Source organism: Polymorphospora sp. NPDC051019, assembly GCF_040683055.1.
Lineage (GTDB): Bacteria > Actinomycetota > Actinomycetes > Mycobacteriales > Micromonosporaceae > Polymorphospora > Polymorphospora lycopeni.
Genome location: NZ_JBFBCH010000013.1, coordinates 64,536 through 79,691, shown reverse-complemented (window position 1 = coordinate 79,691; position 15,156 = coordinate 64,536). Strand labels below are relative to the sequence as shown.

The following is a 15,156-nucleotide window of genomic DNA, read 5'->3' as shown; positions in this document are numbered from 1 at the left end:
ATGTACCTCACCCGATTCCAGATCAACCCGGCCCGCCGCAACGCGCGCCGGCTGCTCTCCTCGCCGCACGCCATGCACGCCGCGGTCCGCAGCGCCTTCCCGGCCGTCGAGGACTACGAGCGCACCGGCACCCGTACGCTGTGGCGCCTCGACACCACGGCCACCGCCACCGTCCACCTCTACATCGTCAGCCCCGGCCGCCCCGACCTCACCCACCTCGTCGAACAGGCCGGCTGGCCCACCACCGGCGAAGCCTGGGTGACCCGGGACTACGACGGCCTGCTCGGCGCGCTGCGTACCGGCCAGCGGTGGGCGTTCCGGCTCACCGCCAACCCGACGCACAGCGGACGCAAGACCGCCGACGCCAAGGAGACGCAGCGCTTCGGCTACCTGCGCGAACCCGAGCAGGTCGAGTGGCTGATCCGGCGGGCCGAGCGCAACGGCTTCGCCCTGGCGAGCCAGCACGACGGCCGCCCCAACGTGAAACTGCACCGCCGCCACACCCAGACGTTCAAACGCGGCATGGGCACCGTCACCCTCACCACGGCGACGTACGATGGCGTCCTCCAGGTCGCCGACGCCGACACCTTCCGCCGGACGCTGACCGGCGGGATCGGGCACGCCAAGGCGTATGGCTGCGGCCTGCTCACCCTCGCCCCGGTCCAGGCCGGCACGTGAAGGTGCCCGGTGTCCCACCGGCCGAACTGGCAGACCTCAACCGCGCCCAGGACCGGCTCAGCTTCCTCTACCTCGAACGCTGCGTCGTCCACCGCGACAGCAACGCCATCACCGCCACCGACGACCGGGGCGTCGTACACATTCCGGCCGCCACCCTCGGCGTACTCATGCTCGGCCCGGGCACCAGCATCACCCAGCAGGCGATGCTGCTGCTCGCCGACAACGGCGCCACCGCGGTCTGGGTCGGTGAGCACGGCGTCCGCTACTACGCCCACGGCCGTCCGCTCGCCCGGTCCAGCCGGCTGCTCCTCGCCCAGGCCGCTGCGGTGTCACACCGCGACCGCAGACTACGGGTGGCGCGGGCGATGTATCGGATGCGGTTCCCCGGTGAGGACACCAGCACCCTCACCATGCAGCAACTTCGCGGCAAGGAAGGGGCCCGGGTCCGTCGCTGCTACCGCGAGCACGCCAAACGCACCGGCGTGACGTGGAACAACCGCGAGTACGACCCGGACGACTTCACCGGAAGCGATCCGGTCAACCAGGCACTGTCCGCCGCCCACGCCTGCCTGTACGGCATCGTGCACGCCGTCATCGTCGCCATCGGCGCCTCACCCGGACTCGGCTTCGTCCACACCGGACACGACAGATCCTTCGTCTACGACATCGCCGACCTCTACAAGGCCGACATCACCATCCCCGTCGCCTTCGACATCGCCGCCGGCAACCCCGCCGACGTCGGACCGGACACCCGCCGGGCGGTCCGCGACCGGGTCAACGACGGCACCCTACTGGAGCGCTGCGTACGCGACATCCGGACCCTGCTGCTCAGCCCCGGCCCCAGCGGATCAGGCGACGACGAATGGCTCGACGAGGAAATCGAGAACGACACCGTACGGCTCTGGGACGAAGCCGGACCGGAACAGGCCAGCGGGCGCAACTACGGCGGCGGCGAGGTGGACTTCTGATGACCGTCATCATCCTCACCGCCTGCCCGGAGGGCCTTCGGGGACACCTCACCCAGTGGCTGCTCGAGATATCCGCGGGCGTGTACGTGGGACATGTCAACAGCCGAATCCGGCAACGACTCTGGAACAGGGTCGTCGACATGGCCGGCGCTGGTCGCGCGCTGCTCGTTTACCAGCAGCCGGGCGAGCAGCGGCTCTCCTTCAAGGTGCACGACCACCACTGGAAACCCGTGGACTTCGACGGCATCACGCTGATCCGCCGCCCTACCGAACGCAAGCCCTACAACCCGTCGCTACCCGAAGGCTGGAGCAAGGCAGCGAAACGCCGCCGATTCGGCAGACGGTCCGCGGCTCCGACGTCCGCCCCTGCGTTCCTCAGAAGGGGTGAGCGAGACAGCGAGGGTTGAACAGGGTAGCGGGGATACCTCACATCGAGACGGCTCTCTACGAAGGATGGAAAACGGCTCGGTCAGCCGACGTCGGGCGCTGCACTAGGGTGCGAGCGTGACGAGTACCCCTCGGGAAGCGGAAACGCGCATCGGTCCGATCGGAGCACTGCTCTGCCGACTGGTGTTCCTGGCCATCTGCCTGCCCGGACCGGTCCTGCTCGCCGCCGCGATCACGCTCGACCAACCGCGGTCGCCCGCAGACTTCTGGGGGCTAGTCGCCGGTGACGTACTGGTGACGATCATCGGTGTCGGGTTCGGCGCCTTCGGCTGGCGGCTGGTCACCCGCTCGCGCCGCGACGCGCGTCGGCTGTCCGCCGCCGGTGTCGCCGCGACGGCGGAGGTTCTGACGGTGGCGAACCACCTGGGTGGCGAGGACCCTGGGCTGGAACTCCACCTGCGTATCAGCGGGCCCGGGTTCGCTACGTTCGAGGCAGACGTGATTCGCGCCGACGACCCGGGCCTCGTGCCCGGCGCGTTGTTGACCGCCGTCGTGAACCCCACTGATCGTCTCTTTGCCATCACCTAGCGGCGAACACGTCGGCGGCCGCACGGATGTGGCGCCACAGGGGGCATCGATTGCCGTTCTCCGAACGGATCCGACCCACGGGATCACCCCCGCGTGCGGGTTCGACCCATCTGTCGCCGCCAGCCTCATGATCAACGGAAAGTTTCTTCCGTGGGGGTAAATGGATCGGGGCGCTGATGCGTAAACCCCGTGTGGAACGAGAACGGAAGGACTTCGCGGACTTCTATCAGCGCTTCCGGGACAACTGCCTGCGTGCCGTACTGGCTGGTACGGGGGATCGCGTGCTGGCCGAGGATCTGGTCGCTGAGGCGTTCGCGCGAGCCTGGGCCTCCTGGCCGCGGGTGAGTCAGCATCCGGCACCGGCGGCGTGGGTGGTGCGCACCGCCCTCAACATCCGGGTGTCCTGGTGGCGGCGAAGCCGGCGGGAGGTGGCCCTCGACGGCCACGAGCGGGTGTCCCTCATCGAGGACGACCTCGCCACGAACGACGCCCTGCTGGCCGCCGTTCGCCGGCTGCCGAGGCGGCAGCGTGAGGTGGTCGTGTTACGTATCTGGCTCGACCTGGATACCAGGTCCGTGGCCGCGGTGTTGGACATCTCTCCCCAAACCGTAGCCGTCCATCTGTCCCGTGCCACCGCAACCCTGCGGGCGCAGCTCGCGCCCGTAGCCCGTTAGGAGATTCGATCATGAACGACGATGAGGTGTGGGACGCGGTGAAGCAGACCCTTTCCGACGTACGGATGGATCGCCCGGTCGAGGCGATCGAGCAGCGCGGTCGGGCGCGGCGGCGCAAGCGCAACCTGTTCGGCGTGGCCGCCGGTGGTGGCGTCGCGGCCGTGGCCGCGCTCGCGCTGGCCCTGCCGATGGCCACGGGATCCGGCACGGCCTCGGCTCCGACCGGCCCGGACAATCAGGCTGGGTCCGCCTCCACGGCACCGGCAGGCAACATCAGGCTCGTTTCCCTGGCGGCCAGCCTCACAGCGGAGAACGCCTCGCAGCCGGGCGACGCGTCGCTGATCATCGAGAAGGTCGATGTCCGCCGGGGCACCGTGCCATCTCGTACCCAGTACCACCTGTACACCGACAGCGGCGAGTACTACTACACGGAGGCCAGGCGCGAACTCCCACGGGTGGTCGCTCGTGGTGAGAACCTCGGCAACGGCTTCCATACCCGTGGGGTGGCGGCGGCGCGGTACGCGGCAACCGGTGACCTCGCCAAAGCCCGGGAACAAATGATCAACTCGGTGTACGACGAGGGAAAGCCCCCTACTGGCGCCGAGCAGGACCGAACGGAAATCCTTCGGCAGAAGGGGATCGCAAACCCGTCGCCGCGCACCGATGAGGACCGGGCGAGCATCGCCGCCAACAACCACCTCTGGATCAACAGTGTTGACGTGCTCTCCGCGGCGGGGGGCGACCCCAAGGTACGGGCGGGCGTACTTCGCCTGATCTCCACCATCCCCGATGTCACCGTTGTGGATTCGACGACCGGCGGGCAGCCCACCCTGACCATCACCGCGAGGGTGTGGGGGGACGACAGCCAGCACGTGCTGACGATCAACGCCCAGAACGGGGTGCCGATCCGTTCTGTGCTGGATTACCCCGACCTGCGGACCTCCTTTGTGGAAACCTTCGAGGTTTCCCGTGTGAAGGTGGCCGACATCAGGGCCAGCAGGTTCTGACCCTCGATCCTCAACCGTGCGCGCCGTCCACACCACTTGGGCGGCGCGCACGGACCGCGTTCAGGGACAACGCGTCAATCCGGCGGAACCTGGTACGGCAGCCGCCGTTCGGGATCATGGTGGAGGTTCGAGGTTGAGGCGGCGTGCGTAGTGGGACCGTCGGGCTCGGGCTTGATGGAGGCGGCGCCAGCTGACAAGTGCAATCGATGGGCGAGGTCGCTGACCGGTCGGATGACGAAGAGGGTGATCCGGCGGCGGGTTCCGTTGGTCGTGACCTTGATCAGGCCGCTGCGTTGCTGGCGGCGTCGGCGGCGCAGATTGTCAGGACGGCGAGGGCGGCCAGGGCGAGCGTGGCGGAGCAGGGCACCGCCGCCCCGGGTGCGTTGGATGCCCACGGGATCACCCCCCGCGTACACGGGGAGGAGACGACTGGCGTCCTGTGGCCCGGTCCGGCGTCGGGATCACCCCCGCGTGCGCGGGGAGCAGACGGGAGGGGGGTCTCGTTACCCCTCTCCCGTGGGATCACCCCCGCGTGCGCGGGGAGCAGGTCTGGGCACAGTGGTGCTACCGGCACGGAGTGGGATCACCCCCGCGTGCGCGGGGAGCAGGAGTGGCTGTTCTGGATCGACACGGACATGGGGGGATCACCCCCGCGTGCGCGGGGAGCAGGTCCCCACGTGAGGCGTTCCGATCGTTGCCCCGGGATCACCCCCGCGTGCGCGGGGAGCAGGGCGTGGTGCAGGTGGCCGCCGGCGACCATGCGGGATCACCCCCGCGTGCGCGGGAGCAGGCCCCCGCCCCGGCAGCGGCCTTGCGGCCCGACGGATCACCCCCGCGTGCGCGGGGAGCAGTCCCTGTCCGACTCCGTCGGCGGCGCCGACTACGGATCACCCCCGCGTGCGCGGGGAGCAGGTCGTCGCGCAGCGCGCCGGCATGACCGTCGAAGGATCACCCCCGCGTGCGCGGGGAGCAGAGATCGGCCAGCCCGGCGCGCAGGATCTCCAGGGGATCACCCCCGCGTGCGCGGGGAGCAGCTCACCTACGCCCGCTCCCCGAAACGCCGCGAGGGATCACCCCCGCGTGCGCGGGGAGCAGCATGGGGGTCGCTTTACTGGCAATTCGCGGCCCGGATCACCCCCGCGTGCGCGGGGAGCAGGGAATGTTGAATTCTGGCGCTTCCGGCACCTGGGGATCACCCCGCGTGCGCGGGGAGCAGGCGATCGCCACGTCGGTCGGTACCGGGTCGACGGGATCACCCCCGCGTGCGCGGGGAGCAGGCAGCAGGAGGGCACCCGTTGGAGCAGCACGAGGGATCACCCCCGCGTGCGCGGGGAGCAGTGGTCCTCCTCCTTCTTCTTCTTCTCCGGCTCCGGCGGATCACCCCCGCGTGCGCGGGGAGCAGGCCTCCGACTCCACGGCGGCGGTCATCCGCAGGGGATCACCCCCGCGTGCGCGGGGAGCAGGCGCGTATGAGCATGAGTGGTGTTGGTGATCAGGGATCACCCCCGCGTGCGCGGGGAGCAGCCCTAGTCACAATCCACGGTGTACTAACCAATGGGATCACCCCCGCGTGCGCGGGGAGCAGGTCAGGCGGGGCAGCAACCGGTGGTGCACGTCGGGATCACCCCCGCGTGCGCGGGGAGCAGGAGGACGGCCTTTCGTCCGCGCGAGCTGTCGCGGGATCACCCCCGCGTGCGCGGGGAGCAGGCACCGCTCACTAACGGCACCGGCCGCCGGACGGGGATCACCCCCGCGTGCGCGGGGAGCAGGGCGCCGGCTATCTGCCGCGCCTGGCTCAGTGGGGATCACCCCCGCGTGCGCGGGGAGCAGAAAAAGAAAAGGCAAGAGGTTCCAACCCATGCGGGATCACCCCCGCGTGCGCGGGGAGCAGGCCGCAGCGAGGTCAGCCATATACGCGCGGCTGGGATCACCCCCGCGTGCGCGGGGAGCAGGGAGGAATCGACACGAAATTGATTGAAGATACGGGATCACCCCCGCGTGCGCGGGGAGCAGTGTCCTGGCCATCCTGTTCGTAGCGCAGCATCGCGGATCACCCCCGCGTGCGCGGGGAGCAGATCCGCGAAGCATTCACATGCCCTAAGCCTATGGGATCACCCCCGCGTGCGCGGGGAGCAGAGATACGCTCGGCGTTCATACGCGGGTAGGCCGGGATCACCCCCGCGTGCGCGGGGAGCAGGCTAGTCAACACTTCGACGGTACGCTGAGTCCAGGATCACCCCCGCGTGCGCGGGGAGCAGAAAACTCCCCGGAAGGTAAAGGTAAGAAACTGGGGATCACCCCCGCGTGCGCGGGGAGCAGTTCCCACGGCGCTCAGCCTCGGCAAGGCCCCAGGGATCACCCCCGCGTGCGCGGGGAGCAGGGCCCGACTGTGGCCGGTGCTCTGGCGGGCCCCGGGATCACCCCCGCGTGCGCGGGGAGCAGCAATTCACCGGTACCAATCGGATACGTCCCCGGGGATCACCCCCGCGTGCGCGGGGAGCAGCAGAGTGATACGAGCCGACGCCTGGCCGACCCGGGATCACCCCCGCGTGCGCGGGGAGCAGGCTTCGTCGCTAACCTCGATGACGATCTGCTTGGGATCACCCCCGCGTGCGCGGGGAGCAGATGACGGCAAGGGCAGCAATGCGGCGATGGCGGGGATCACCCCCGCGTGCGCGGGGAGCAGGGCGCCGGCCTCGACCAGGTCCCCGCCATCCGCGGATCACCCCCGCGTGCGCGGGGAGCAGGCGGCTTGGGCGGTGCGGCAGGCATCCAGCCAGGGATCACCCCCGCGTGCGCGGGGAGCAGCAGGGGCCGCCGTAGTCGCGCTGCGGCTCCCAGGGATCACCCCCGCGTGCGCGGGGAGCAGCTGTGCAACCCCTGCAACATCTCTCTCGGCAAGGGATCACCCCCGCGTGCGCGGGGAGCAGGGGGATCGTTGTCGGGCAGGACGATTACTGCGGGGATCACCCCCGCGTGCGCGGGGAGCAGTCCACGGTGGCAGAGCGGAAGACTCGCAGAACGGGATCACCCCCGCGTGCGCGGGGAGCAGTACCGCCAGGGGGAGATCATCGCCTACGACCCGGGATCACCCCCGCGTGCGCGGGGAGCAGGGCTTCTCCAGCCGGCAGCAGATGGCCGCGTGGGGATCACCCCCGCGTGCGCGGGGAGCAGCACTACGGGTCCGGTCGCAAGGCAGCGACCGCGGGATCACCCCCGCGTGCGCGGGGAGCAGATTGTCTTGCCCGACCTCGGCCTGGCGGGGAAGGGATCACCCCCGCGTGCGCGGGGAGCAGTTCCAGCGCGGTCCGGTCCGGCGGTACGCGACGGGATCACCCCCGCGTGCGCGGGGAGCAGCCCATCGGTATTGCCCTCCGTCCGGGTGGATGCGGATCACCCCCGCGTGCGCGGGGAGCAGTTCCAGCGCGGCGCGGTCCGGCGGTACGCGACGGGATCACCCCCGCGTGCGCGGGGAGCAGGTTCCAGGACATGCCGGGCCGGATCAGGACCGCGGGATCACCCCCGCGTGCGCGGGGAGCAGGGGAGCAATGAGCCCGACGCTCTGAAGATCCTGGGATCACCCCCGCGTGCGCGGGGAGCAGGTCGAGCTGACCATCGACGGCGACAGCACCCCGGGATCACCCCCGCGTGCGCGGGGAGCAGGGGGTCTTCTCCGGGGTCTTCTCCGGGGTCTTCGGATCACCCCCGCGTGCGCGGGGAGCAGAGCAAGGCCGGCGTCGAGTCGCCGGAGTGGAAGGGATCACCCCCGCGTGCGCGGGGAGCAGGAGTGCAGCATATTCGGTAATCTTTAGTGCCGAGGATCACCCCCGCGTGCGCGGGGAGCAGATATGCGACACAGGGCCATTCTTTCAAACATCCGGATCACCCCCGCGTGCGCGGGGAGCAGATACTGTGGAAACTGTCGAGACTCCCCCGACTGGGATCACCCCCGCGTGCGCGGGGAGCAGCCCTGGCGGTGCTCCCGTGACGCGGCGCCCGACGGATCACCCCCGCGTGCGCGGGGAGCAGTGCGGCACTGACCACGATGCCCGGACCCGATGGGGATCACCCCCGCGTGCGCGGGGAGCAGACTTCCTGACCTGGGGCGCTAGAGATCAACTAGCGCGTTTTTCTTCACTTTCATCGGTAGGTCTGCCACCTAGACTCCCTGGATCAAGGGGGCTGATGTCGGGCACGTACGGCTTGGGTCAACGTCCCCGTTTCAGCAGGCATCGGTAGCCGGCTCGTGCAACGACCCTTGCATTGCTGAGGGCATTCTAGGGGATCAGGCGGTTGCGGGCCCCTGTGCACGCCTTGGCGATCCGGTGGTCACCTCAAGGCTCTGGCGGCGGCGCCATCCCCCAACGGCAAGAACGAATGACGCTGGCGCAGGCCGGTGCGGAATCCGTGACACACGTCGTCCGGCGGCGCAGTCGATGTCCACGGTGGATAAACCCTCGGGCCGCTGGCGGCCAGCGTGTGTGGGGGAGTAGTCGACGCCCACCCCGCCAGCACCGTGGCTTCGTCGTGAGCCCGGTGGAGGCGAGACCGGCAAGGTCTGGGTGCGGTGGTCGGCCCGGCAGCAAACGGTATCCGGGCGGGGTTCGGTCAGACAGGATGTGGCTAACCCTGGATGCGCCCGGCCTGGTTGCGGCTCCGACATCCCCGATGGTGGCGGCGTGACGGGCGGTGGATACGCCGGCCTTGCGTACGGGTTCTATGGTTGCCGGCCGTGGGACTGGCGATCAGTATCGGGAATCCGTGTCTCGGCTTCGACGCCGAGGGGGAAGAGCACTACCGGAAGCAGTTCGACCTGCTGCACCGTGAACTGGCGGGGCAGGGCGTCGACTGGTCGCCGCCGGACGACCCGCCGCCGGCGGGAGCGACCCGGCCGCACCTGGGTAGCTTTCCGTACGGCTATCTGCACCACCTGCGCCGGGCGTACGCCCTGGTCTGTGACCGGCAACCGGTGACCCCGGTGTCCGGACCGGAGGATCTTGAGCGTGCCCGGTCGGACATCGACGAGGTCATGTTTTCGGTGCAGCCGCACCTGTTGTGTCACTCCGACTCCGCCGGCTACTACGTTCCGGCGCCGATGGACGGCCCGCTTTTCCTGTCCGACGAGATCGGCGGCGGCGGGCTGGTCGGCTCCTGTCAGGGCCTGCTGCGCGAGCTGACCAGGGTCGCCGCGCCGATCGGGGTGCGGCTGGAGGCCGACGGCTCGCTGTCGGACGCCGAGGCGGCCCGGCTGTTCGACAACGGGGACGATCCGTTCGGGATCGAGCAGGCGGTGTGGCTGACGCTGTACGAGACGTGCCGGGTGAGTGTCGCCTCGGGGCACGCCGTCGTCTACACGTAGGAGCGATGGCACGGGTCGGCTGGCCGGCCTGTGCCATGATCGTCCGCGTGAGTGAGTGGATCTACAACGACCGTCCGGCCGGCGTCCGGTTCCTGACCGACCGGATCGCGGAGCCGGGCCGTACCGAGATCGAGAACGAGATCTGGGAACGGCTCGTGCGCGGCGACGACCACGCCGAAGAGTTCGTGGACTTTCTCGACCTGGACGAGGCGCGCCATGGAGCCACCGACGAGGAGTTGGTGGCGGCGTTCGAGAAGGCGGTGGCCGCCCGGCGGAACCAGCAGCGCGGGTGGGGTGAGGTGCGCGGCAATCTCTCCCAGGCCTTCGCCGAACTCAACGAGCTCGGTGTCCTGGCGCGGGAGGATTTCACCTGTTGCGGCACCTGCGCCGCCGCCGAGATCCACGACGAGCGCGACGAGTCCCGGCACTGGCACGGCTATCTCTGGTTCCACCGGCAGGACACCGAGGCGTTGATCGCCAGCTCGGACGGCGAGGTCTACCTCGGCTACGGCGCCTACCCGCCAAAGGACTTCGACCAGGCCGCGTACGACGCGCTGCCGCAGGCCGAGCAGCAGGCCAGCTACCAGGTCGACCTGGAACGGATGCTGGACGAGATCGCCTTCCCGGTGCTGCGTAGGCACGGCATGCGGGTGGAGTGGAACCGGGACCAGGCCCGGCGGATCCTGGTCACCGGCGCCCGGTGGTACGTGCCGCTGCCCTGAGGCACTGAAAGGCCGCCGTGGGCGATGGCCGGCGGGTGCCGGCCGTCGCCCACGGAAACGGTTGTCGGTGGAGCCGTCGCTCACTTGGTCAGCCGGGCGGCCTCCCGGTCGCGCCAGGCCGCGGCGAATCCCGTACGGCCGCCGGTCTTGAGCAGTGACCCCTCGTAGATGCGGGCGCCGACGAACAGCATCGCCACCGCGGTCGCCGCGAGGATCACCAGCGACAGGATCGGCTCCCAGCCGGCCGCGTCGCCGTCGAACAGCCGTACCGGCATCGCGGTCGGCGACGACACCGGCAGGTACGACAGCAGGGTCATGACCGTCGGGTTGTCCTGCAGGAAGATGACGGCGAAGAACGGCAGCATCACGATCATCTGCATCGGCGTCGACGCGGCGCCGATGTCCTCCTGCCGGCTGACCAGGGCGCCGACGGCGGCCCACAGGGCGGCCAGCATCACGAACCCGACGACGAAGAACGGCAGGAACCAGGCGATCGCCGGGCCGAGCAGCGAGAGCAGATCGCCCGGTACGCCGGCTGTCGACACGCCGATGTAGGCGACGGCGGCGATCAGCGCGATCTGCCCGAAGGCCAGGATCGCCCCGGCGATCACCTTCCCGGCGAGCAGTGCCCGGATCGGCACGGTCGCCACCAGGATCTCCACGACCCGGGTCTGCTTCTCCTCGGTGACGCTCTGCGCGATCTGCAACCCGAACGTCAGGGACGTCATGAAGAAGACGAACGCGAACGCGTACGGGATGAGGAACGCGAGCGCCGGGTCGACCGCGTTCGGGTCGAGCAGTTCGACTGGCGGACGGGCGCTGAGGGCGTTGACCACGTCCGACGGTGCGTCGTCCATCGCCAGTACGCGCGGACCGGTGACCACCGCCGCGTCGACGTCGCCGGCACGGACCAGCCGTTCGGCCTCCGCGTCGTCGCCCACCGTGCGGACCTCGAGCCCGGCGTCGGCCAGTGCCGTGGCGGCGGGGCCCTGGACCACGGCCACCGAGGACGGGCCGCCGCCGAAGATGTTCGGCAGCACCGTAGAGGCGGCCACGATCACCAGGAAGATGATCGTGCTCCAGATGAACGTCTTGTCCCGCAGCTTGACCCGGATTTCCCGGGCCGCGACGATGCGGGCGGCGTCGAAGGTGGTCATCGGACGACCTCCCGGAAGATTTCGGCCAGGGAAGGGGTGACGGGGCGGAACACGCGTACCGGCCCGCGGTCGAGCGCGGAGCGCAGCACCGACTGGTCGTCGGTGCCGGCGGCCAGGTCGAAGACGGCGTGCGCGCCGTCGAGGTCGACCAGGGTCACGCCGGGCTGGTCGCGCAGCCATCCGGCGTCGCCGTCGACGCGGATCTCGTAGCGCGGCAGGGCGTGGGCCTGGCGCAGCTGCTCGCGGCTGCCGGCGGCCCGGATCGCGCCCTCACCGATGATGACCAGGTCGTCGCAGAGGCGCTCGACGACCTCCAGTTGGTGGCTGGAGAACAGCACGCCGACGCCCCGCGCGGTGTATTCGCGCAGCACCGTCAGCACGGTGTCGACGGCGAGCGGGTCGAGTCCGGAGAACGGCTCGTCCAGCACCAGCAGGTCCGGTTCGTGGACGAGTGCGGCGGCGATCTGCGCCCGCTGCTGGTTGCCCAGTGACAGCTTCTCCAGCTTGTCGCCGGCCCGTTCGGCCAGCCCGAGGCGGTCGAGCAGGGCGTCGACGTTGCGGGTGGCGGCGTCCGCGCCGAGGCCGTGCAGCCGGCCAAGGTAGATCAACTGCTCGCTGACGGACATCTTCGGGTAGAGCCCGCGCTCCTCCGGCATGTAGCCGAAGCGGCGCCGGTCGTCGCGGGTCAGCGGGGCGCCGTCCCAGGTCACCGTGCCGGAGTCGGCCGCGAGAGCGCCCATGATGATGCGCATCGTGGTCGTCTTGCCCGCGCCGTTGGCGCCCACGAATCCGGTCAGGCGGCCCGGTGTAACGTCGAAGGTGACGTCCCGGAGCACGCTGCGATCCCCGAAGGCGCGGTGTACCGCCTTCAGTTGCAGGAGCGAAGTCATGCATCGACGGTAGGCGCGGCGGATGCCGATGACCTCCGTCCCACGATCGATCGTCAGGGTCCGCCGCGCGACGGATGCCGTCCTCCGGGGGTGACGACGCCGTGCTCGTACGCGTACACGACCGCGTGCGTCCGGTTACGCAGTCCCAGCTTGGTCAACACGTGGCTGACGTGGGTCTTCACCGTCGCCTCGCCGAGGAAGAGAGCGGTCGCGATGTCGGCGTTGGTGGCGCCGCCGGCCAGCAGCACCAACACCTCGTGCTCGCGCGGGGTCAGTTCGGACAGTCGGGCGCCGTCGGTGCGGCCGCTCTCCGCCATTCCGCCCGGCCCGGTGAAGCGGGCGATGACCCGGCGGGTGATCTCGGGGGCGAGCAGGGCGTCGCCGCGGGCCACCACCCGTACGGCGTGGATCAGTGCCTCCGGTGTGCCGTTCTTCAACAGGAAGCCGCTGGCGCCGGCCTGCAGGGCGGCGAAGAGGTAGTCGTCGCGGTCGAAGGTGGTGAGGACCAGCACGGCGGGTCCGGCGCCGGCGGCGACTATCCGCCGGGTCGCCTCCAGCCCGTCGATGCCGGGCATCTCGATGTCCATCAGCACCACGTCGGGCCGTTCCCGCTCGGCGAGGTCGACCGCCCGCAGCCCGTCGTACGCCTCGCCGACCACCTCGATGTCGTCCTCGGTTTCCAGGATGACCCGGAACCCGGTCCGTACGAGGTGGTGGTCGTCGGCGAGCAGTACCCGGATCGTGTTCACGCCGTCACCCGTACCAGGGGGAAGCGGGCCCGGACCCGGAAGCCTCCGGTGGGCCGTGGGTCGGTCGTCAGCGTGCCGTCGTGGGCGGTGACCCGCTCACGCATGCCGATGAGGCCGAGGCCGGCGCTGGGCCGTCCCGCCGTGCCGCGCCCGTTGTCGGCCACGTCGATCTCCAGTTCGGCGGCGTGGTAGCGGATCCGTACGTCCAGGTTCGTCGCGCCCGCGTGCTTCAGTGTGTTGGTGACGGCCTCCTGGACGATCCGGTACGTGGCCTGTGACAGCGACTCCGGTAGCGGCGCCGGCTCGCCGTACACGCCGAACGAGGTCTCCAGGCCGGCGTCCCGGGCGTTGACGACGAGTTCCCCGACCTGGTCGACGCCCGCCCCGGGCGGCTCGTCGGGGACGGTGCCGCCGGCGCGCAACAGGTTGAGCATCCGGCGCAGTTCGTCGACGGCCGTCCGGGCGCTCTGCTCGACCGCCGCCAGGGTGGTGCGGGCCTTGCCGGGATCCTTGTCCATCACCCGCCGGGTCGCCGCGGCCTGCACACCCATCACCGACACATGATGGGCCACGACGTCGTGCAGTTCGCGGGCGATACGTACCCGCTCACCCATGACCGCGGCCTGCGCGGCGTCGGCCTGCGACCGGCGCAGTTCCTCGGCCTGCACCTCCAGTTGGTGTTGCCGGCGGGCGGACGTCCACGCCGTGTCGCCGAAGAGATACGCGAAACCGAAGAACAGCACGTTGACGAGCACGCCGCTGACGATGGACGCGAGCAGCGGCTCCAACGGACCGCTCGCGTTGGGGAACGCGTTCGGCGGCAGGTCGGCCAACGACAGCATCGCGGAGACGGCGAGCCAGCCGAACATCGCGGCGATGATGCCGAGCCGCACCCGGCGGGCCAGGACCCGATCGAGGCCCCAGGCGCCGACCGTGTACAGGGCCACGTAGAGCGCCCCGCTGGCGACCTGCTGCTCGGGCGAGTGCCGGTACTGGCCCCCGATGAGCGCCACGGAGATCACGATCGCGACGGCGATCGGGAAGCGTCGGCGCGCGACCAGCGGCAACGTGCAGGCCAGCGTCCAGAACACCTGCTCGGGCCACGCGGGCGGCGGGCCGAGGAAGAACTGGCCGACACTGTTGACCAGGGTGAGGTTGAGCATCGCCCCGGCCGCCACCGCCACACCCGTCAGGACGTCGGTGCGCCGCTGCTCACGCGACGGCCCGGGGCGCTGCCACGGCGTCAGTTCCACGCTCATGCCGCGACGATGGCACACCGGTCCGGCGGGTGACGAACCGCCCCGCGGAGGTGGTTCGCGGGATTGGCCGCTTGCGGCGCCGCTGACCGTTGTGGCCGGCGCGTGCCACACTTGCGGCCGCCCGAACGATGCCGCGGGCCGGGTCGAGGAGTGCGAGATGAGCAACTATGTTTTCGTGGACGTGGAAGCCCTCGGCACCAGCCCGGTCAACGGCACGATGACGGAATTCGGTGCCGTTCACGAGAAGACCCGCCGGACATTTCACGGCGTGCTGTTCGAGGGAACGCCCGACCCGGCCAATCCGGCGGTTCCGGTGGTGGGGGCCAGGATCAACGACGCCGCGACCGTGGCCGTGGAACTCTCCGACTGGCTGCGCGAGGTCGGTGGCAAGGAGCGCCCCGTCTTCGTGTCGGACAATCCGGCCTACGACTTCATGTGGATAGCCGGGCTGTTCGACGAGGCCGGACTGCCCAATCCGTTCGGTCACAGCGGCCGGAGGCTGGGCGACTTCTATGCGGGGCTGATGAACAACTGGGGTGACACCCAGGCCTGGAAGCGTTTCCGTCAGACGCCGCACGACCATCACCCGGTGAACGATGCGATGGGAAACGTCGAGGCATTCCAGGAGCTGAAGCGGATGGCGAAGGAGCAGCGTGCCGCCCGGTAGGGCGCCGCGGGTGTGAGCCGTACCCGGCTCAGGCGGCCGGGTACGGGCGGG

Annotated in this window: 13 protein-coding genes and 1 CRISPR repeat array; of the genes, 9 read left to right on the top strand and 4 right to left on the bottom strand. The window is 70.2% G+C overall.

What is annotated here, in order from left to right; genetic code table 11:
* The 8 genes from cas6e (at position 1) to AB0M79_RS22470 (ending at position 10,383) form a co-directional block, all read left to right on the top strand.
* The gene (gene cas6e / locus AB0M79_RS22505; protein ID WP_364216924.1) at positions 1-678 is read left to right on the top strand and encodes a type I-E CRISPR-associated protein Cas6/Cse3/CasE; all 678 of its coding nucleotides are present in this window, start codon (positions 1-3) and stop codon (positions 676-678) included.
* Entirely contained in the window at positions 675-1,646 is a 972-nt protein-coding gene (gene cas1e, locus AB0M79_RS22500; protein ID WP_364216921.1) for a type I-E CRISPR-associated endonuclease Cas1e, read from the top strand. The genes cas6e and cas1e overlap by 4 nt, the downstream gene beginning before the upstream one ends.
* On the top strand, positions 1,646-2,053 hold the full coding sequence (gene cas2e, locus AB0M79_RS22495; protein WP_357542916.1) for a type I-E CRISPR-associated endoribonuclease Cas2e: 408 nt from the start codon (positions 1,646-1,648) through the stop codon (positions 2,051-2,053). The genes cas1e and cas2e overlap by 1 nt, the downstream gene beginning before the upstream one ends.
* Positions 2,054-2,150: 97 nt before the next feature.
* Entirely contained in the window at positions 2,151-2,621 is a 471-nt protein-coding gene (locus AB0M79_RS22490; protein WP_364216918.1) for a hypothetical protein, read from the top strand.
* A gap of 176 nt (positions 2,622-2,797) precedes the next feature.
* On the top strand, positions 2,798-3,295 hold the full coding sequence (locus AB0M79_RS22485; protein WP_364216916.1) for a sigma-70 family RNA polymerase sigma factor: 498 nt from the start codon (positions 2,798-2,800) through the stop codon (positions 3,293-3,295).
* An 11-nt stretch (positions 3,296-3,306) separates the two neighbouring features.
* Positions 3,307-4,302: a hypothetical protein gene (locus AB0M79_RS22480; RefSeq protein WP_364216912.1), complete on the top strand. Its 996-nt coding sequence runs from the start codon at positions 3,307-3,309 to the stop codon at positions 4,300-4,302.
* 397 nt (positions 4,303-4,699) lie between these two features.
* Positions 4,700-8,392: direct repeats of the CRISPR family, unit length 28 nt; unit sequence GGATCACCCCCGCGTGCGCGGGGAGCAG.
* A 642-nt stretch (positions 8,393-9,034) separates the two neighbouring features.
* Positions 9,035-9,661, top strand: coding sequence for a hypothetical protein (locus AB0M79_RS22475; RefSeq protein WP_364216909.1), 627 nt, complete (start codon positions 9,035-9,037; stop codon positions 9,659-9,661).
* Between the two features lie 47 nt (positions 9,662-9,708).
* Positions 9,709-10,383 carry a hypothetical protein gene (locus AB0M79_RS22470; protein ID WP_364216906.1) on the top strand — a complete coding sequence of 225 codons (675 nt, stop codon included), beginning with the start codon at positions 9,709-9,711 and terminating at the stop codon, positions 10,381-10,383.
* A gap of 80 nt (positions 10,384-10,463) precedes the next feature.
* On the opposite strand, the gene AB0M79_RS22465 is transcribed toward AB0M79_RS22470, so the two are convergent.
* From AB0M79_RS22465 to AB0M79_RS22450, 4 genes are read right to left on the bottom strand one after another with little or no spacing between them, the layout of a single operon-like run.
* Positions 10,464-11,540 (bottom strand): ABC transporter permease, encoded by a 1,077-nt coding sequence (locus AB0M79_RS22465; RefSeq protein WP_364216903.1) that lies wholly within the window; start codon positions 11,538-11,540, stop codon positions 10,464-10,466.
* Positions 11,537-12,430, bottom strand: a complete 894-nt coding sequence (locus AB0M79_RS22460) for an ATP-binding cassette domain-containing protein (protein ID WP_357539070.1) — start codon at positions 12,428-12,430, stop codon at positions 11,537-11,539. The genes AB0M79_RS22465 and AB0M79_RS22460 overlap by 4 nt, the downstream gene beginning before the upstream one ends.
* A gap of 53 nt (positions 12,431-12,483) precedes the next feature.
* A complete protein-coding gene (locus tag AB0M79_RS22455) occupies positions 12,484-13,179 on the bottom strand; it encodes a response regulator transcription factor (protein ID WP_364216898.1) in 696 nt (231 codons plus the stop codon).
* Positions 13,176-14,438 carry a sensor histidine kinase gene (locus AB0M79_RS22450; protein ID WP_364216895.1) on the bottom strand — a complete coding sequence of 421 codons (1,263 nt, stop codon included), beginning with the start codon at positions 14,436-14,438 and terminating at the stop codon, positions 13,176-13,178. Before AB0M79_RS22450 ends, AB0M79_RS22455 begins: the two co-directional genes overlap by 4 nt.
* Before the next feature lie 157 nt (positions 14,439-14,595).
* On the opposite strand from AB0M79_RS22450, the gene AB0M79_RS22445 reads away from it, so the two are divergent.
* Positions 14,596-15,105, top strand: coding sequence for a hypothetical protein (locus AB0M79_RS22445; protein WP_364216892.1), 510 nt, complete (start codon positions 14,596-14,598; stop codon positions 15,103-15,105).
* Positions 15,106-15,156: the final 51 nt, after the last annotated feature.

Coding starts and splice junctions, on each gene's coding strand:
- cas6e (WP_364216924.1), top strand. CDS start 1: ATGTACCTCACCCGATTCCAGATCAACCCGGCCCGCCGCAACGCGCGC.
- cas2e (WP_357542916.1), top strand. CDS start 1,646: ATGACCGTCATCATCCTCACCGCCTGCCCGGAGGGCCTTCGGGGACAC.
- AB0M79_RS22485 (WP_364216916.1), top strand. CDS start 2,798: ATGCGTAAACCCCGTGTGGAACGAGAACGGAAGGACTTCGCGGACTTC.
- AB0M79_RS22480 (WP_364216912.1), top strand. CDS start 3,307: ATGAACGACGATGAGGTGTGGGACGCGGTGAAGCAGACCCTTTCCGAC.
- AB0M79_RS22465 (WP_364216903.1), bottom strand. CDS start 11,540: ATGACCACCTTCGACGCCGCCCGCATCGTCGCGGCCCGGGAAATCCGG.
- AB0M79_RS22460 (WP_357539070.1), bottom strand. CDS start 12,430: ATGACTTCGCTCCTGCAACTGAAGGCGGTACACCGCGCCTTCGGGGAT.
- AB0M79_RS22450 (WP_364216895.1), bottom strand. CDS start 14,438: ATGAGCGTGGAACTGACGCCGTGGCAGCGCCCCGGGCCGTCGCGTGAG.
- AB0M79_RS22445 (WP_364216892.1), top strand. CDS start 14,596: ATGAGCAACTATGTTTTCGTGGACGTGGAAGCCCTCGGCACCAGCCCG.